The following is an 18,632-nucleotide window of genomic DNA, read 5'->3' on the forward strand; positions in this document are numbered from 1 at the left end:
TTATGAAGCTTTGAAAGTGCCGTAAAGGCCTTTAATGAGAGAGTGTATCTATTCACAGCTGTGGACAGGAAGGATGCGGGAATATGAATAGTAAACAATTAATTCAAGAAGCAATCGAAGCGCGTAAACAAGCGTACGTACCATATTCTAAATTTCAAGTAGGTGCAGCATTATTAACACAGGATGGAAAAGTATATCGTGGATGTAATGTTGAGAATGCATCATATGGCTTATGTAACTGTGCAGAAAGAACAGCTTTATTTAAGGCGGTTTCTGAAGGAGATAAAGAGTTTGTAGCTATCGCGATTGTGGCGGATACAAAGCGTCCAGTACCTCCTTGTGGAGCATGTCGACAAGTTATGGTAGAATTATGTAAACAGGATACGAAAGTATACCTATCAAATTTACATGGTGACGTTCAAGAGACGACAGTCGGAGAATTGTTACCAGGAGCATTTTTAGCGGAGGATTTACATGAATAGAAAAGGTTATAAATCAGGTTTTGTCTCTATTATTGGCAGACCGAATGTTGGGAAATCTACATTTTTAAATCGTATTATCGGCCAGAAAATTGCCATTATGAGTGATAAGCCACAAACAACTCGTAATAAAATTCAAGGCGTATATACAGAAAATGATTCACAAGTAATTTTCATTGATACACCAGGAATACATAAACCTAAACATAAATTAGGCGACTTCATGGTGAAGATGGCTCAAACGACATTAAAAGAAGTTGATATTGTTCTGTTTATGGTCAATGCAGTTGAAGGATTTGGTCGCGGTGAGGAATTCATTATTGAGAAATTAAAAGAAACGAAACAACCAGTATTTTTAGTAATTAATAAAATTGACCAACTTCATCCAGAGCAATTATTAGAGTTAATTGATCAATACCGTAAACTATATGAGTTTGCAGAGATTGTACCAATTTCTGCATTAGACGGCAATAATGTGGATGCTTTAATTGGAACAATTAAAAAGTATTTACCAGAAGGACCGCAATACTACCCAGATAATCAAGTAACGGATCATCCAGAGCGATTTATTATTTCAGAGCTTATTCGTGAAAAAGTATTACATTTAACACGTGAAGAAGTGCCGCACTCTGTAGCGGTTGTTATTGATGCAATTCAAAAACGTGAGGGCGGAGCGGTTTATATAAACGCAACGATTGTTGTTGAACGTGCATCACAAAAAGGAATTATTATAGGTAAGCAAGGAAAGATGTTAAAAGAAGTCGGTAAGCGAGCTCGTTTTGACATTGAAGCATTACTTGGTTCTAAAGTATTTTTAGAAGTATGGGTAAAAGTGCAAAAAGATTGGCGTAATAAAATGTCTCAGCTTCGTGACCTTGGTTTCCGCGAAGACGAGTACTAAAATAGAGTAAAGCTGTAATCAGCGGATGTTTTGTTCATCCGCTGATTATTGGTTTTTATGAGTTTTGATAAATTAGGAAAAATTTTTCTCACATGAAAATGGACAAAATGGGTCAATTTAATAACAACAAAGGAAATTGGTTTATAGGCTACGCTTATTGAGAAAGGTGGATTCTTATGCTAGATTTTACCTGGAAGTTTTTCTCCAAAACAGGAAGCATTGAAACGTACTTGCTTTTGAAAGAAATGGAAAAAGACGTAAACGATGAGATGGATCAACATGAAGAGGAGCTAGCGCATCTAGACTCTCCAATTTCTTGACCCGTTTTGTTCAAACCTTGGATGGTGACGAACATGTTTCAAAAAGTTGAGGGCATCGTTATCCGTACGACAGATTACGGAGAAACGAACAAGATTGTTACAATATTCTCAAGAGAATTGGGTAAGGTAAGTGCAATGGCAAGAGGAGCGAAAAAACCGAAAAGCCGGTTAGCATCTGTTTCGCAACTTATGACCCATGGTAATTTTCTTATTCAAATGGGATCTGGACTTGGAACTTTGCAACAAGGCGAGATTATTTCAACTATGAAAGAAATTCGCGAGGATATATTTTTAACTGCTTATGCATCATTTATTGTTGAGTTAACTGATAAAGCAACAGAAGATAAAAAACATAATCCATATTTATTTGAAATGTTATATCAAACGTTGCATTATATGTGTGAGGGTGTTGATTCAGAAGTATTATCATTAATTTATCAAACGAAAATGCTTCCGGTATTAGGGATGCGCCCGTACTTTGATACATGTGCGATTTGTCATCAAGAAACAGATTTTGTCGCCTTCTCTGTCCGGGAAGGCGGTTTTCTGTGCTCGCGTCATGCTGAGCAAGACCAGTATCGTATACCAGTGGGGGAAGCTGTTCATAAATTATTACGTCTTTTCTACCACTTTGATTTACATAGACTTGGCAATGTATCGGTGAAGGATAGCACAAAAAAACAAATACGTTTAGTATTGAATACATATTATGATGAATATTGCGGGATTTATTTGAAGTCAAGACGTTTCTTAGAACAACTTGATAAGTTTCAAATATAATTTGGGGCCGTATACGGTCCTTTTTACATCCTATCTTTTTCAAATAGCATATTTAGTATATAATATTTAAGAGATAGTATAACTTTTTTCGTTGTGCATTAAAGGTGGTGATTATCATAGAGCTGAATAAACGGCAAGAACATATCATTCAGATTGTAAAAGATCACGGTCCTATTACAGGGGAGTCAATTGCTGCGCAATTAGGATTAACACGTGCAACACTAAGACCAGACTTAGCAATTTTAACGATGGCTGGTTATTTAGAAGCGCGTCCACGCGTAGGTTATTTTTATACGGGTAAAACCGGGGGGCAGCTATTATCTGAGGCTGTTAAGAAAATTAAAGTACAAGATTATCAATCTAGACCAGCTGTAATTGATAAAAATGTATCAGTATACGATGCGATTTGTACAATGTTTTTAGAGGACGTAGGTACCTTATTTGTTGTAGATCAGGCGATTCTATTAGTTGGTGTTGTGTCTCGTAAAGATTTATTAAGAGCTAGCCTTGGAAAGCAGGATTTAACCTCTCTTCCGGTTAATATTATCATGACAAGGATGCCAAACATTGCGATGTGTCGTAGAGAGGATTCTTTATATGATATTGCGATGGAATTAATAGAAAGACAGATTGATGCGATGCCGGTTGTGAAAGATACGAAGCAAGGTTTAGAAGTGATTGGACGAATTACAAAAACAAATATTACACGTGCGTTTGTAAACTTAGTAAATAACGAATAAGTGTAATTTGTTTAAAGTGAGGTAATATAATGGATAATAAAATCGTATATGTCGTATCTGACTCTGTTGGAGAAACGGCTGATTTGGTTGTTCGAGCAGCGATGGGGCAATTCCCATTTGCTCCTGATATTAGACGTGTACCGTATGTAGAAGATACAGGGACATTAAAAGAAGTGATTTCGATTGCTAAGAGCAATCAAGCGCTTATTTGTTTTACGTTAGTAAAGCCTGACATGCGTCAGTATTTAGTGACAGAGGCTGCGAAAGAAGGCGTAGAGGCATATGATATTATCGGGCCTCTTATCGATCAAATTGAAGAAATTACAGGGCAAGTACCAAGATATGAGCCGGGTGTTGTTCGTAGATTAGATGAAGAATACTTTAAAAAGATTGAAGCGATTGAGTTTGCTGTAAAGTATGATGATGGTAGAGACGCGCGTGGTATTTTAAAAGCAGATATCGTGTTGATTGGGATTTCGCGCACATCAAAAACACCACTTTCTCAATATTTAGCTCATAACAAACGTTTGAAAGTTGCTAATGTACCGCTCGTACCAGAAGTAGATCCGCCTGAAGAGTTATATCAAGTGGCTAAAGAAAAATGCTTCGGTTTGAAAATTACGCCAGAGAAGTTGAATCATATTCGAAAAGAGCGATTGAAATCACTTGGACTAAGTGATGGTGCAACATATGCCAATATTAATCGTATTAAAGAAGAAATTGATCACTTTGAGAATGTAGTTGGTAAAATAAATTGTCAAGTAATTGATGTATCGAATAAAGCGATTGAAGAAACAGCCAACATTATTGTGAATGCAGTGCAAAACCAAAAATTGTTTTAGCACATTTACCAAAGGTGAATGTGCTTTTTTCGCTCGTGAGAAACACAATACCTGTTGATTTCGTAATAGATTATAGCGGAGTGGTTATACTTATATTCTTCTGTCTTTTTATTATGCTAAAGGCAGGGTTTCGTTATCCTGAAATAGAAGATGAAAAAATAAAGGGATATGTAGCGTAGTTGAAGAAAATATATTATAATAAAAAATTGTGATAAAAACCTATATTTTACGTTTAGACTTTAATTTTTCAGAATAAACTAGGGATAGGATTTACGAAAAGACATGTAATTACGTTAAATCGACAAAATCTATACAAGAAAACGCACATTATGGAAGGATTCGCAGAAGGGATGTAGAATACAGAAATATGCAAAACATCAATATCGTATTAGTTGATGCAGATGCATAGCCTGTGAATGCTGAAAATTGTGCAAGTTGGAACGAAAGTTCATGTCGAAATTTTGTTTGTCACATCGTATGCTCATCGTTTAAGGAAGTAGCAAGGGAAATTGGATCTATGTAGATACTGAATAAGCTACAGTTGATTTTTTATATGTATCAACATGCAAAAAAACAGATCTCGTGATCACATAGGATATGGTGCTTGCTAGTCTTCTTGTAAAAAGTGTATATGTATTGTCTCCAGGAGGTACATTTGTAACAGGTGAGCAAATGGATACAATTTTATATAGTAGGTACGTATCTGCGAAATTACGCAGAAAAGGGCCTACAAAATCGTTTGATAACGTGATCGACAACACTTTCTAATAAGTTTAGAAAAAATATTGTCGAATTATAAAGGAATTTTTTAATTTTTATCGAATACAAAATACGACACGGAGATGGATTTATGGGGAACAGAATTCCCGAAGAAGTTGTTGAACAGATTCGGACGTCATCGGATATTGTAGAAGTGATTGGTGAATACGTTCAACTTAGAAAACAGGGGCGTAACTATTTTGGCCTTTGTCCATTTCATGGTGAGAATTCTCCTTCATTCTCTGTTTCATCTGATAAGCAAATTTTTCATTGCTTCGGATGTGGAGAAGGTGGAAATGTATTTTCCTTTCTAATGAAAATGGAAGGATTGGCTTTTACCGAGGCTGTTCAAAAGCTAGGTGAAAGAAATGGAATGGCGGTTGCGGAGTATACATCAGGGCAAGGACAACAAGAAGACATATCTGATGACACTGTCATCATGCAACAGGCTCATGAACTTTTGAAAAAGTATTATCATCATTTATTAGTAAATACAGAAGAAGGAAATGAAGCACTTTCGTATTTGTTAAAACGTGGTATTACGAAAGAGATGATTGAGAAGTTTGAAATTGGTTATGCGTCACCTGCTTGGGATGCAGCAACGAAAATTTTACAAAAAAGAGGTTTATCGCTGTCTAGTATGGAACAAGCTGGTCTTCTCATAAGAAGCGAGAAGGATGGTAGTCATTATGATCGCTTCCGTGGAAGAGTTATGTTTCCAATCTATACGTTACAAGGTAAAGTGATAGCGTTTAGTGGAAGGGCATTAGGAGATGACACTCCGAAATATTTAAATAGCCCTGAAACACCGATTTTTCATAAAAGTAAATTGTTGTATAACTTCCACCAAGCGAGGCCGTTTATTAGAAAACGTGGGCAAGTGGTCCTTTTTGAAGGGTATGCCGACGTAATGGCTGCGGTAAAAAGTGGTGTGGAAGAAGCTGTCGCGACAATGGGAACAGCTTTAACTGAAGAACAAGCAAAACTTCTGCGACGTAACGTTGAAACTGTTGTTCTTTGCTATGATGGTGATAAAGCAGGGCGAGAAGCAACGATGAAAGCAGGGCAATTATTGCTAAAAGTTGGTTGCCAAGTGAAAGTTACATCCTTGCCAGATAAGCTTGATCCTGATGAATATGTGCAACAATATGGGACAACTGCTTTTGAAAATCTTGTGAAATCAAGTATAAGTTTTGTTGGTTTTAAAATAAATTATTTGCGTTTAGGGAAAAATTTGCAAGATGAGTCTGGCAAAGAAGAATATGTGAAAAGTGTTTTAAAAGAGTTATCGTTGCTACAGGATGCGATGCAGGCAGAATCATATTTGAAGTCATTATCGCAAGAATTTTCGTATTCAATGGAAACTCTTTTGAATCAATTGCACCAATATCGCAAAGAACAAAAGGTACAGCAAAAACAAGTAAAGCAGGTTTCTAAGCCGTCTCAAATTGTTCAAACAAAACCGAAGTTAACAGGTTTTGAAAGGGCAGAAAGAGAAATTATTTATCATATGTTGCAAAGTCCAGAAGTGGCTGTTCGTATGGAATCCCACATAGAAGATTTTCATACAGAAGAACATAAAGGGATTTTATATGAACTATACGCATATTATGAAAAGGGAAATGAACCTTCAGTCGGAACATTTTTAAGTTGGCTCTCTGATGAGAAGTTGAAAAATATTATCACTGATATTTCGACGGATGAATTTATTAATCCAGAATACACAGAAGAAGTGTTACAAGGCCATTTGGAGACGCTCAGCCGTCATCAAGAAAAACTTGAAAAGATGGAAATCATCTTTAAGGTAAAACAAATGGAAAAAACAGATCCTGTAGAGGCTGCTAAGTATTATGTAGCATATTTACAAAATCAAAAAGCGAGAAAATAGCTTTTTTGATAAATTTTTAGTATAATGAATGTTTGTATCTCGCGTAAGGAGGGGAACAGATGGCTGACAAACCAGCTCGTTCTAAACAAATTGAAACTGAAATGACCCTTGAGCAAGTGAAAGAACAACTCACTGAGCTCGGAAAAAAACGTGGCGTTCTTACATATGAAGAGATTGCAGAACGCATGAATGGATTTGAAATTGAATCCGATCAAATGGATGAATACTATGAATATTTAGGTGAACAAGGGATTGACTTAGTTGGTGACAATGATAACGACGAAGGTCCTAATAATCGCCAAATTACAAAAGCGGAAGAAGAATTTGACCTTAATGATTTAAGTGTACCACCTGGGGTTAAAATCAATGATCCCGTTCGTATGTATTTAAAAGAAATTGGTCGTGTAGATTTACTATCTGCAGAAGAAGAAATTCGACTTGCAACGCGTATTGAAGAAGGCGATGAAGAAGCTAAACGTCGTCTTGCAGAAGCAAACTTACGTCTTGTAGTAAGTATTGCAAAGCGCTACGTGGGCCGTGGTATGCTTTTCTTAGACTTAATCCAAGAAGGGAATATGGGTCTAATTAAAGCGGTTGAAAAGTTCGATTATCGTAAAGGTTTCAAATTTAGTACGTATGCAACTTGGTGGATTCGCCAAGCGATTACACGTGCGATTGCAGACCAAGCACGAACAATTCGTATCCCAGTTCATATGGTTGAAACGATTAATAAGTTAATTCGTGTACAACGTCAATTACTACAAGATTTAGGACGCGAACCATCTCCTGAAGAGATTGGTGAAGAAATGGATCTTGCCCCAGAAAAAGTACGCGAAATCTTAAAAATTGCACAGGAGCCAGTTTCTCTTGAAACACCGATCGGTGAAGAAGATGACTCCCATTTAGGTGATTTTATTGAAGACCAAGAAGCAACATCGCCTGCGGACCATGCAGCGTATGAATTGCTAAAAGAACAATTAGAAGATGTGTTAGATACACTAACAGATCGTGAAGAAAATGTTCTACGTCTTCGTTTTGGTTTAGATGATGGACGAACTCGTACGCTTGAAGAAGTTGGGAAAGTATTCGGCGTAACGAGAGAACGTATCCGTCAAATTGAAGCAAAAGCACTTCGTAAATTAAGACATCCAAGCCGTAGTAAGCGTCTTAAGGATTTCTTAGAATAGGCTACCTTTAAGTTTACTTCACCTTTGTGAAGTAAACTTTTTTATTTTGTTAACTTTTGTTAAACTTTAGCTATCAGCAACGATTACAATTTCTTGTAATTTATTTTACAGAATTGTCTTTTGATTTGCAAATGCTCATTTTTCGATTTTTCGATTAATTTTGTGTATTCTATACAAAAATATATGTAGAAAAGTGAAAAATATGATGAGAAACGTTAATAATTATCGAAATAATAAGCGATATAACAATAAAAAACAATAAACTGAATTTATGGAATATTTTTAACGATTGGTAGTTTACTCTTTTCTGATAGAGCGTTTTCAAGTACAATATAAATGACTGAATCATCTAACTATTTAGGGGTATAGAGGGGGGAGAAGAGATATGAAACGTAATCCGCTGATTCCGTTCGCTCTTATTGCAGCATTAGGTATTATCGTTATGTTTGTATTTTCATTTCAGGGGCTAAATAAATCTAAAGAGTTAGCTGATGCAAAAAATGGCGGGAAGCCAGCACAAACAGCATCAAAACCAGAGGATATTGTGAAGCAAAGCTGTACGAGCTGCCACGGTGATCAGTTACAAGGGGCAGTAGGACCTAATTTACAAAAAATTGGTGGAAAACTTTCAAAAGATGAAATTAAAGAAATTCTTTCGAAAGGAAAAGGAAATATGCCTGCCAATATCGTTCCAGCTGATCAAGCCGCTAAAGTAGCTGATTGGTTATCGAAGAAAAAATAAAGTTCCGTATGACAAGCCTTTTGCTTATGCAAAGGGCTTGTTTTTCTATATTTTCTAAAATACGGTGAGTGATAGAGAAGTGAATTGTTTTTATAGGCTTGCAACAACTACTATAAATTCATTATCATGGAGACAGACTGACAAGAGAAGGAGTAATGGAAATACATGAATGAAGTAAAGCTTTCAAAACGATTAGAAGAAGTAGTGCGTGAAATACCGGTAGGATCTACAGTAGCTGATATTGGATCGGATCATGCGTATTTACCGTGTTATACAATTATAAATAATATTGCTACAAAAGCAGTTGCTGGAGAGGTTGTAGATGGACCATTTCGCTCTGCACAAGCAACTGTAGCTGAAAGTGGCTTACAAGATAAAGTAGATGTGCGTAAAGGGAATGGATTAGCTGTTATCGCGCCAGGAGAAGTAGATGTAATTACGGTTGCTGGAATGGGCGGAGCGTTAATTCGTGACATTTTAGAAAGTGGTAAAGAAAAATTAGAAGGGGTAACTCGTTTAATTTTACAGCCGAATATTGCAGCGCATCACATTCGTGAATGGTTTATTGAGAATGGATGGGAGCTTATCCATGAAAAAATCGTAAAAGAAGATGGGAAAATTTACGAGATTTTAGTAGGCGAGCGAGGAGACATTGCGGTGCCTTATTCTGAAAATAAACAAGCGGAATTATTTATGGGACCATTTTTAATAAAAGAAAAAGGTGAAGCTTTCGTTGAAAAATGGGAAGGGGAATTGAAAAACTTCCAAAATATTTTAAAGCAGTTAGAACGTGCGGCTGATTCTGAAGAAACAAAAGCGAAGCGTGCGGAAGTAGAAGCGAAAATGAAAATGATACGGGAGGTTTTATCATGAGTAAAATTCCAAATGGCCATGAAATTATTTCTTTATTTGAAAGTATGTATCCGAAGCATTTGGCGATGGAAGGAGATAAGATTGGCCTGCAAATTGGAGCGCTTAATAAACCCGTACAACACGTATTGATTGCGTTAGATGTAACGGAGGAAGTTGTGGATGAAGCAATTCAATTAGGGGCGAATGTCATTATTGCGCATCACCCTTTAATTTTTAATCCGTTAAAAGCGATTCATACAGATAAAGCGTACGGAAGAATTATTGAAATGTGTATTAAAAATGATATTGCCATTTATGCAGCACATACAAATGTGGATGTTGCTAAGGGTGGGGTAAATGATTTACTTGCTGAGGCGTTAGGGTTGCAAAATACAGAAGTTTTGGCACCGACATATGCAGAAGAAATGAAAAAAGTTGTTGTGTTTGTGCCAGTAACTCATGCAGAAGAAGTACGAAAAGCATTAGGAGACGCAGGTGCTGGTCATATAGGCAATTATAGCCACTGTACGTTTAATAGCGAGGGTACAGGTACGTTTGTACCTCAAGAGGGAACAAATCCTTATATCGGGGAAACTGGGCAGTTAGAACGCGTAGAAGAAGTGCGAATCGAAACGATAATTCCAGCTTCACTACAGCGAAAAGTGATTAAAGCAATGGTAACGGCACATCCATATGAAGAAGTAGCATATGATGTGTATCCACTTGATAACAAAGGTGAAACATTAGGGCTTGGAAAAATAGGATATTTACAAGAAGAACTGACACTTGGACAGTTTGCGGAACATGTAAAGAAATCATTAGATGTAAAGGGTGCACGAGTTGTTGGGGATTTAAATGATAAAGTGCGCAAAGTAGCTGTACTTGGTGGCGATGGTAACAAATACATCAATCAAGCTAAATTTAAAGGAGCGGATGTATATGTAACAGGTGACATGTATTATCATGTTGCTCATGATGCGATGATGCTCGGTTTAAATATAGTTGACCCAGGACATAACGTTGAAAAAGTAATGAAGCAAGGTGTACAAAAGCAATTACAAGAAAAAGTGGATGAAAAGAAACTCAATGTACACATTCATGCTTCGCAATTACATACAGATCCATTTACATTTGTATAAGAATAATAAAAACCGTTGCTTATAGGCAACGGTTTTTATTATTGTTCTTTTTTCACTTTTACACGAGGTAATATTTTTTGTAATGGTACTTTTCGAACTCTCTCCCATGTAGCGGGATTCATTGGATCATATTGATCTAAGAAAGCGATAACTTCTTTTGTAATTGGAGTTGGAGTAGAAGCACCTGCTGTAACAGCTACGTTTTCTACACCTTGTAGCCACTCTAATTTAATCTCACTTACGTCTGCAACGCGGTATGCTTTCGTACCAGCGATTTCTTGTGATACTTGTGCTAAACGGTTTGAGTTGTTACTTTTCGGATCACCGACAACAATTGTTAAGTCTGCAACATCAGCTTGTTTAGCGACAGCTTCTTGGCGAACTTGAGTTGCTAAACAAATTTCCTTATGGAATTCTGCTGTTGGGAATTTCTTCTGAATGTCCTCCATTAAATGTTGAACATCCCATTGGCTCATCGTTGTTTGATTTGTAACTAAAATTTTATCTGTTGGAATTTCTAATGTTTTTAAATCATCAGCTCTTTCGATAAGGTGAACGATGTCAGGTGCAATACCAACTGCGCCTTCTGGTTCTGGATGATTTTTTTTGCCGATATAAATGACATGGTAACCTTCAGCTTTCTTTGCTTCAATAAGGTCATGTGTTTTTGTAACATCTGGACAAGTGGCATCGATTGTCGTTAAACCTTTTTCTTTTGCACGTTGTTTAACTTCTGGAGAAACACCGTGTGCAGTGAAAATAACAGTACCAGAATCGATTTTATCTAAAATTTCTAATCGACTTGGACCGTCTAATGTAATGATGCCATCTTCTTCGAATGCATCTGTTACATGTTTGTTGTGAACAATCATACCTAAAATATAAATAGGTCTTGGTAATGATGTATCTAATGCGGCGTTACGTGCAATAACCATCGCGTCCACAACACCGTAGCAATAACCACGAGGGGAAATTTTAACAATTTTCATATGAGTAATCCTCTCCTTCTAAACAAGGGATACTTTTGTGCATAGTCTTTTACATTATAAAGGAGGAATGGATAGAAAACAAAGGATTGTTACACATATAGTTTTGGTTTTGTTGCTATTTTTTGAACAGGCTCCTCTCGTAATTCTTTTTCTATGACAGGCTCAATCACTATTTTTTTTCTTTTTCTTTTTTTTTGTGGAGGAGGCGGAGTTGCTACCTCAACCTTTTCTGTTATGTCTTCAGTTGGATTTTTAGTTGGATCTTCTTCCGTACTTTTTCCAGAGGTGAGGATTTTAACAATGCTTGGTAGGTTACGCATAATAGGACCGTACTGTTCGACGACAGGGCTTACAGATTGAACGACTTGGGATACTTTTTCAATATTGTTTATCATATTAGTTGGATTCGAAATTAAATTTGCAAAAAAACTGCCGATGCCGCTACTTGATGCTGCTGTAGTTGCTGCACCGCCGCGCGTTTCATTTGATTCATACATTTGAGGGGGAATCATTTGCTCTGGATGTTGCTGCATGTATGGTTGATATTGTTGTGAGTATTGCTGCGGGTATTGTTGTTGGTATTGGTATTGTTGTTGATATTGGGGCGGCGGTTGCTGGTGCATCATTGGCGGCGGTCCATCCATTTGTCGATAAGGTGGAACCATTTGCATGAAAGGCTCGGTTGGATCGTGTTTTTTAAACAGTTTAGCAAGGAACCCTTTCTTTTTTTGTGCCATCGGTGGTAGTTGTGGAATTGGATATGGTGTATAAGGTTGCTGTCCTTGATTCGGATACATTTGCCTTGTATGGGATTTTGGAAACATGTGAGAAATCCTCCTTTCTTCAGTTAGGTATATACACATACAATATGCAATAAGAGGGAAGAAGGTTAGTTTTTGAAGTAAAAACCTAAACTAAAGATGGATTTTACTTGTAGATTTCGATATAATGTAGACTTGGCTGATTTGTGCGCGCAGTAGAAATTTAGAAAGAAGGTGTAACTTATGACACAACAAACTTTTACACAGTATGATTTTAAACCATTTTTAATAGATGCAGTTCGTGAACTACGCTTTACAGAGCCGACAGGAATTCAAAAGAAAATTTTCCCGGTCGTGAAAAAAGGTGTAAGTGTAATTGGACAATCCCAAACAGGTTCTGGGAAAACACATGCATACTTACTTCCTACATTGAACAGAATTAATGCAAGTCGTGAAGAAGTACAACTTGTTATTACAGCGCCTACTCGTGAGTTAGCACAACAAATTTACGAAGAAATCGTGAAATTAACAAAGTTTTGTGCGGAAGATCAAATGATTACAGCACGTTGTTTAATTGGTGGAACAGATAAACAACGATCAATTGAAAAGTTGAAAAAACAACCTCATATTGTAGTTGGAACACCAGGACGTATTAAAGATTTAGTGGAAGCACAAGCATTATTTGTTCATAAAGCAAATACTATTATTGTCGATGAAGCAGACTTAATGCTTGATATGGGATTCATTCATGATGTAGACAAAATTGCATCACGCATGCCTAGAAACCTGCAAATGCTAGTTTTCTCTGCAACAATTCCTCAAAAATTAAAACCGTTTCTGAAGAAATATATGGAGAATCCAGAGCATATTCATATCAATCCAAAACAAGTTGCGGCTGGGAATATTGAGCATTATTTAGTACCTTCTAAACATCGGAACAAAATCGACTTAGTGAACAAAATGTTGCTACAATTTAAACCTTATTTAGCAGTTGTTTTCACGAATACGAAGAAGATGGCGGATCAGGTTGCTGACGGATTAATGGAACGTGGCTTAAAAGTTGGACGAATTCACGGAGATTTATCACCGCGTGATCGTAAAAAAATGATGAAACAAATTCGTGATCTTGAATTCCAATATATTGTTGCAACTGATTTAGCAGCACGTGGTATTGATATTGAAGGAATTAGTCATGTTATTAACTACGAACTTCCATCAGATTTAGATTTCTTCGTTCACCGCGTTGGAAGAACAGCACGTGCGGGGCATTCAGGTATTGCAGTGACGATTTATGATCCAGCAAACGAAGAAGCGTTAGATAGTTTAGAAAAACAACGTCATATTGAGTTCAAGCATGTAGAGTTACGCGGAGATGAGTGGGCGGATTTAGGTGAACGTCGTCGTCGTAAGAGCCGTAAAAAGCCAAATGATGAACTTGATGTTATGGCAACGAAAGTTATTAAAAAGCCGAAAAAAGTAAAACCAAACTATAAACGTAAACTTGCAACAGAACGTGATAAAGTGAAGAAAAAATATAGTAATAAAAAAAGATAAGGGGAGCCCCCTTATCTTTTTTTATCCGGATATTTGCGGGATAATAATCGGTGGGGAATGAAAAAACACTGATTAAAGTTTCGGTGTAGCTAGTTACAATTTGCGTAGTGTTTTAGGAACAAACAATTCGCTACATATTTCTACAAATTATGCTATCATTATATCTATTGTATATTGAAGAGGTGATTGTATGTTAAAGATTGGATCTCATGTTTCTATGAGTGGTAAGAAAATGTTATTAGCAGCAAGTGAAGAGGCTGTTTCATACGGTGCAACGACGTTTATGATTTATACAGGTGCACCGCAAAATACACGAAGAAAACCAATTGAAGAATTGAACATAGAAGCAGGAAGAAAACATATGGAACTAAACGGTATTGAGGAAATTATCGTACATGCGCCATATATTATTAATCTTGGGAATACGACGAAGCCAGAAACATTCCAATTAGGTGTAGACTTCCTTCGCATGGAAATTGAAAGAACATCGGCATTAGGTGTAGCGAAACAAATCGTTCTTCACCCAGGTGCGCACGTTGGTGCAGGAGCGGATGCTGGTATTCAACAAATTATTAAAGGGCTTAATGAAGTATTAATGCCAGAGCAGACGGTTAACATTGCGTTAGAAACGATGGCAGGAAAAGGAACAGAATGCGGTCGTAGCTTTGAAGAAATTGCAAAGATTATTGATGGTGTAAAATATAATGAAAAATTATCAGTATGCTTTGATACGTGTCATACGCACGATGCAGGATATGATATTGTAAATGATTTTGACGGCGTATTAAATGAATTTGATAAGATTGTTGGTATGGATCGTTTGCAAGTACTTCATATTAATGATAGTAAAAATGTATGCGGCGCAGGAAAGGACCGTCATGAAAATATCGGCTTCGGTTATATCGGTTATAAAGCGTTACATCATATTGTGCATCATCCGCAGTTAATGCACGTACCAAAAATTCTTGAAACGCCATATGTAGGTGAAGATAAAAAAGATAAGAAGCCACCATATAAATTAGAAATCGAAATGCTGAAAAATGGTACTTTTGATGAAGGAATTCTTGAGAAAATTAAAGCGCAATAAGCAATAAGGAGGGGATTTTCCCCTCCTTATTTTAGTAGTTGCTGAAATAAAGTATTTACTTGTTGGGCAGTAGCAGGGGAGGTTACTTTTGCTATTTGTTTTAAGAGCTCTAGCCGTTCGTCATTATCGTAAATGTTAATATTCTTTCCTTTCATAAGTAAAACAATTTGATCCGCTTGTGCAGTCGTAATAGAAACTTCATATTCTTTACTATATTTCAATAACTCTTTTGTAGAAATATGATTTAATTTTTTATTTACAAGTTGTTTAATGAGGTTCATCGAGTTATCCTCCTTCACACGTTCTTCTATCGAAATATATGAGTACGTAGCTTGTACATATTCGTATAGAGTTTCTTTTTCCATGAGAAAAAGAAGCGTATGTTATAATATAAGGACAAAACTATAGAAAAAGAGTATAAGGAGGACTTATGGAACAAAAGCAACATCGAAAAGAAAGTGTTATCCATCTTATTTATCGTTTAGTTATGATTATTTTTGGGGCAGCATGCGCAGCGGTAGCGATTGAACTATTTTTAATGCCAAATAAAATTATTGATGGTGGAATTATTGGTATTTCTCTTATATTAGATTATCTTACTCCTAATATTTGGTGGTTAAGTTTCTCTACTTTAGTCGTTATTCTCAATATCCCATTCATGTATTCAGGTTATAAGCAAATCGGGAAAACGTTCATGTTATCTTCGGCGTTCGGTATTGTAGCTTTAGCGTTTATTGAATCAACGTTACATGCTGTTCCGCCATTTACAACAGAGCCGATTTTAGCAACAGTGTTTGGTGGTCTTATTTTAGGTATTGGTGTAGGGCTCGTTATTCGCCATGGTGGATCAATGGACGGAACAGAAATTATGGGTATTTTATTAACGAAGAAATTACCTTTCTCTGTTGGCGAATTTGTAATGTTTGTGAACTTATTCATTTTTGCATGGGCAGCATTTGTATTTGGTGTTGAACAAGCTATGTATTCTGTTATGACGTACTATATCGCATTCAAAACAATTGATACAGTCATTCAAGGTTTAGATGAAACGAAAGCAGTTTTAATTGTATCAGATCAATATGAGGAAGTATCAAATGCGATTTTGCATCGTCTTGGTCGTGGAACTACAAAGCTTGTAGCGAAAGGCGGTTACACGGATAAAGAAAAAGAAGTTATTTATGCAGTTGTAACGCGTCTGGAAGTGACGAAGTTAAAATCAATTGTGTATGAAATTGATGCGAATGCGTTTGTTACGATTATGAATACACAAGAGACAAATGGTGGCAAGTTTAAATCGGCTATCCACTAGAAAATTTATCCAGTAAAAATCCTCGCCAATCGTTAGGGGATGGCCTCATCTGATTAAGGTTTCATTTTATAGGAATATTTTTCGGAAGCAGAGAATTTTTCTCTGCTTTTTGTTATAATAGTAAGGTTTCTTGAAAAAATTGATATATTTTAGGCAGATTGGTTTACAACTATAATAAGCTGTACTATAATTCAAATAGATATAAATCGGAATCATTCTGAATTAAAATAGGTGAGATGCTATGAATAATATATTAGAAATAGAAGGATTGTCATTTCGATATGAAGATCGAAATGTGTTAGAAGATATTAATTTGCAAGTTCCGAAGGGAGCTTTTTTAGGTTTAGTTGGGCCAAATGGTTCTGGGAAATCTACTTTGCTAAAATGTTTATTAGGCGTTTTAAAGCCAAAACAGGGAAGTATTCGTTTGTTTGGTGTTGACAGTAAGAAGTTTAAAGAATGGAACAAAGTTGGTTATGTGTCGCAAAAGGCAAATAGCTTTAATTCTGGTTTTCCGGCCACTGTTTTTGAAGTTGTATCAATGGGACTCGTTTCGAAAAAAGGGCTGTTTCGCTTTTTCACGAAAAACGATAAGGAAAAGGTAGAAAAAGCGATTGCTGATGTAGGGATGAGTGAGTTTCAAGGGCGCAATATCGGAGAACTTTCTGGTGGACAACAACAGCGTGTATTTATTGCTCGTGCGCTCGTTAGTGATCCTGAATTACTTATTTTGGACGAGCCCACTGTTGGAATAGATGTGAAGAATGTAGAAAGTTTTTATGAGACATTAGAGGATTTAAACAAAAGGTTAGGAATCACATTAATTCTCGTTACTCATGATATGGGAGCTGTTACTGAGAAGGTAACACATGTTGCATGCTTAAACCAACATCTACATTTCCATGGAAATGTAGATAAGTTCCGAGAGTTAGAAGATGCAGAAATGTCCGTCTTATATGGACATCATGTTCATCGTTTAGAACACGAGCATGAGCATCACGGGAGGATATAATGATACAAGATTTTTTACAATATGACTTTTTACGTAACTCTTTATATGCAGGGATTTTAATAGGACTTGTTGCGCCGCTTATCGGTGTATTTGTTGTCATTCGCCGAATGTCGCTTATTGCGGATGCTTTAAGTCACGTGACATTATCGGGTATTGCTGCAAGTTTACTACTAGAAAAAACAATTTTCACAGGAGGATTTTTAAATCCGTTATATATGGGAATGATTTTTTCTATTGGTGGGGCGTTACTAATTGAAAAATTACGTACTGTATATAAACATTATCAAGAATTAGCAATTCCGATTATTCTTTCAGCAGGAATGGGGATTGGGGTTATTTTTATATCACTTGCAAATGGATTTAACACTGATTTATTTAGTTATTTATTTGGGAGTGTAAGTGCTGTAACAAGTACGGATTTAATAATCATCGGCATTGTAGCAATTGTTGTTATTGTAACGATCACTTTATTATACAAAGAGTTATTTTTACTATCGTTTGATGAGGAATATGCTGTATCAACCGGTTTGAGTGCAAAGTGGATTCATTTTATTTTCATTATATTGGTTGCTCTTGTTATTGCAGTATCAATGCGTGTAGTAGGAGTTCTTCTCGTATCATCATTAATGACGTTACCAGTTGCAGCAAGTATTCGTATTGCAAATGGATTTAAACAAACAATTTTCTTTTCCATTTTATTTGGTGAAATTTCAGTAATTGGTGGAATGTTTGCTTCATATCAACTTGATCTAGCACCAGGTGGTACAATTGTTATGATAGCAGTTCTTATTTTAATTGGTGCGATTTTATGGAAAAAGAAAAAAACTGCATAAAGTAGGGATAGGTATGAATCTAACAGAAGCTTTACGCCTAATGAAAGATAAAGGATACAAACATACGGGGAAAAGGGAAGAAATGCTCAGGTTATTTGCAGCTCACAATCGTTATTTAACGGCGAAAGACGTTTTAGAGCATATGAAGGATGATTATCCAGGTCTTAGCTTTGATACGATTTATCGTAACTTAACGGTGTTTGCTGAAATCGGTGTTTTAGAACAAACGGAATTAAATGGTGAAAAACATTTTCGTTTTACATGTTCTATTATGGAACATCATCATCATTTTATTTGTTTAGATTGCGGGGGAACGAAAGAGATTACTTCCTGCCCGATGGATTTTATGAATAAAGATTTTAACGGTTATGAAGTAACCGGTCATAAGTTTGAAATATATGGCCGTTGTCCAAAATGTGCAAAATAAGAACTCGTCGGTTACATAACTGACGAGCTTT

21 protein-coding genes are annotated in these 18,632 nt (G+C 36.3%); 18 read left to right on the forward strand and 3 right to left on the reverse strand.

Going from position 1 to position 18,632, the window contains the following annotated elements; translation table 11 throughout:
* Positions 1-83 precede the first annotated feature (83 nt).
* The 12 genes from QCI46_RS05815 (at position 84) to QCI46_RS05870 (ending at position 10,629) form a co-directional block, all read left to right on the forward strand.
* A complete protein-coding gene (locus QCI46_RS05815; RefSeq protein ID WP_001086294.1) occupies positions 84-482 on the forward strand; it encodes a cytidine deaminase in 399 nt (132 codons plus the stop codon).
* Positions 475-1,380 carry a GTPase Era gene (era, locus tag QCI46_RS05820; protein ID WP_001080239.1) on the forward strand — a complete coding sequence of 302 codons (906 nt, stop codon included), beginning with the start codon at positions 475-477 and terminating at the stop codon, positions 1,378-1,380. The genes QCI46_RS05815 and era overlap by 8 nt, the downstream gene beginning before the upstream one ends.
* A 176-nt stretch (positions 1,381-1,556) precedes the next feature.
* Positions 1,557-1,700: a YqzL family protein gene (locus QCI46_RS05825; RefSeq protein WP_000883924.1), complete on the forward strand. Its 144-nt coding sequence runs from the start codon at positions 1,557-1,559 to the stop codon at positions 1,698-1,700.
* A 33-nt stretch (positions 1,701-1,733) separates the two neighbouring features.
* Positions 1,734-2,480 carry a DNA repair protein RecO gene (gene recO / locus QCI46_RS05830; protein ID WP_070169124.1) on the forward strand — a complete coding sequence of 249 codons (747 nt, stop codon included), beginning with the start codon at positions 1,734-1,736 and terminating at the stop codon, positions 2,478-2,480.
* Between the two features lie 107 nt (positions 2,481-2,587).
* A complete protein-coding gene (gene ccpN / locus QCI46_RS05835) occupies positions 2,588-3,220 on the forward strand; it encodes a transcriptional regulator CcpN (RefSeq protein WP_002077328.1) in 633 nt (210 codons plus the stop codon).
* A 29-nt stretch (positions 3,221-3,249) separates the two neighbouring features.
* Positions 3,250-4,062 carry a pyruvate, water dikinase regulatory protein gene (locus QCI46_RS05840; RefSeq protein WP_000368941.1) on the forward strand — a complete coding sequence of 271 codons (813 nt, stop codon included), beginning with the start codon at positions 3,250-3,252 and terminating at the stop codon, positions 4,060-4,062.
* Positions 4,063-4,659: 597 nt separating this feature from the next.
* Positions 4,660-4,830, forward strand: coding sequence for a DUF188 domain-containing protein (locus QCI46_RS29870; protein ID WP_179862445.1), 171 nt, complete (start codon positions 4,660-4,662; stop codon positions 4,828-4,830).
* 82 nt (positions 4,831-4,912) lie between these two features.
* Entirely contained in the window at positions 4,913-6,709 is a 1,797-nt protein-coding gene (gene dnaG / locus QCI46_RS05850; protein ID WP_000528234.1) for a DNA primase, read from the forward strand.
* A 59-nt stretch (positions 6,710-6,768) separates the two neighbouring features.
* On the forward strand, positions 6,769-7,896 hold the full coding sequence (gene rpoD / locus QCI46_RS05855) for an RNA polymerase sigma factor RpoD (protein WP_000764061.1): 1,128 nt from the start codon (positions 6,769-6,771) through the stop codon (positions 7,894-7,896).
* A 385-nt stretch (positions 7,897-8,281) separates the two neighbouring features.
* A complete protein-coding gene (cccA, locus tag QCI46_RS05860; protein ID WP_000828141.1) occupies positions 8,282-8,638 on the forward strand; it encodes a cytochrome c550 in 357 nt (118 codons plus the stop codon).
* 165 nt (positions 8,639-8,803) lie between these two features.
* Positions 8,804-9,511 (forward strand): tRNA (adenine(22)-N(1))-methyltransferase, encoded by a 708-nt coding sequence (locus QCI46_RS05865; RefSeq protein WP_098199630.1) that lies wholly within the window; start codon positions 8,804-8,806, stop codon positions 9,509-9,511.
* Complete coding sequence (locus tag QCI46_RS05870) at positions 9,508-10,629, forward strand: Nif3-like dinuclear metal center hexameric protein (protein ID WP_353839780.1); 1,122 nt, start codon at positions 9,508-9,510, stop codon at positions 10,627-10,629. Before QCI46_RS05865 ends, QCI46_RS05870 begins: the two co-directional genes overlap by 4 nt.
* Positions 10,630-10,667: 38 nt before the next feature.
* Here the strand turns inward: QCI46_RS05870 and QCI46_RS05875 are convergent, their stop codons facing one another.
* Both QCI46_RS05875 and vrrA read right to left on the reverse strand, forming a co-directional pair.
* Positions 10,668-11,618 carry a 4-hydroxy-3-methylbut-2-enyl diphosphate reductase gene (locus QCI46_RS05875; protein ID WP_087985254.1) on the reverse strand — a complete coding sequence of 317 codons (951 nt, stop codon included), beginning with the start codon at positions 11,616-11,618 and terminating at the stop codon, positions 10,668-10,670.
* 89 nt (positions 11,619-11,707) lie between these two features.
* Entirely contained in the window at positions 11,708-12,442 is a 735-nt protein-coding gene (vrrA, locus tag QCI46_RS05880) for a VrrA/YqfQ family protein (RefSeq protein ID WP_097907663.1), read from the reverse strand.
* Between the two features lie 180 nt (positions 12,443-12,622).
* On the opposite strand from vrrA, the gene QCI46_RS05885 reads away from it, so the two are divergent.
* Positions 12,623-13,933 carry a DEAD/DEAH box helicase gene (locus QCI46_RS05885; protein WP_000194012.1) on the forward strand — a complete coding sequence of 437 codons (1,311 nt, stop codon included), beginning with the start codon at positions 12,623-12,625 and terminating at the stop codon, positions 13,931-13,933.
* 190 nt (positions 13,934-14,123) lie between these two features.
* Positions 14,124-15,020, forward strand: a complete 897-nt coding sequence (locus QCI46_RS05890) for a deoxyribonuclease IV (protein ID WP_353839781.1) — start codon at positions 14,124-14,126, stop codon at positions 15,018-15,020.
* A 26-nt stretch (positions 15,021-15,046) separates the two neighbouring features.
* Here QCI46_RS05890 and QCI46_RS05895 read toward each other — a convergent pair whose 3' ends face one another.
* On the reverse strand, positions 15,047-15,301 hold the full coding sequence (locus QCI46_RS05895; RefSeq protein WP_001048965.1) for a DUF2624 domain-containing protein: 255 nt from the start codon (positions 15,299-15,301) through the stop codon (positions 15,047-15,049).
* A gap of 149 nt (positions 15,302-15,450) precedes the next feature.
* On the opposite strand from QCI46_RS05895, the gene QCI46_RS05900 reads away from it, so the two are divergent.
* The 4 genes from QCI46_RS05900 to QCI46_RS05915 all read left to right on the forward strand — a co-directional run bounded on the left by QCI46_RS05900 (position 15,451) and on the right by QCI46_RS05915 (position 18,601).
* Complete coding sequence (locus QCI46_RS05900) at positions 15,451-16,329, forward strand: YitT family protein (protein ID WP_000435955.1); 879 nt, start codon at positions 15,451-15,453, stop codon at positions 16,327-16,329.
* Between the two features lie 241 nt (positions 16,330-16,570).
* Positions 16,571-17,341 (forward strand): metal ABC transporter ATP-binding protein, encoded by a 771-nt coding sequence (locus QCI46_RS05905; protein WP_353839782.1) that lies wholly within the window; start codon positions 16,571-16,573, stop codon positions 17,339-17,341.
* Positions 17,341-18,174: a metal ABC transporter permease gene (locus tag QCI46_RS05910; protein ID WP_088608153.1), complete on the forward strand. Its 834-nt coding sequence runs from the start codon at positions 17,341-17,343 to the stop codon at positions 18,172-18,174. The genes QCI46_RS05905 and QCI46_RS05910 overlap by 1 nt, the downstream gene beginning before the upstream one ends.
* Positions 18,175-18,187: 13 nt before the next feature.
* Positions 18,188-18,601: a Fur family transcriptional regulator gene (locus QCI46_RS05915; protein WP_001054512.1), complete on the forward strand. Its 414-nt coding sequence runs from the start codon at positions 18,188-18,190 to the stop codon at positions 18,599-18,601.
* Positions 18,602-18,632: the final 31 nt, after the last annotated feature.

It is taken from the genome of Bacillus cereus group sp. RP32 (assembly GCF_040459735.1).
GTDB classification, from domain to species: domain Bacteria; phylum Bacillota; class Bacilli; order Bacillales; family Bacillaceae_G; genus Bacillus_A; species Bacillus_A wiedmannii.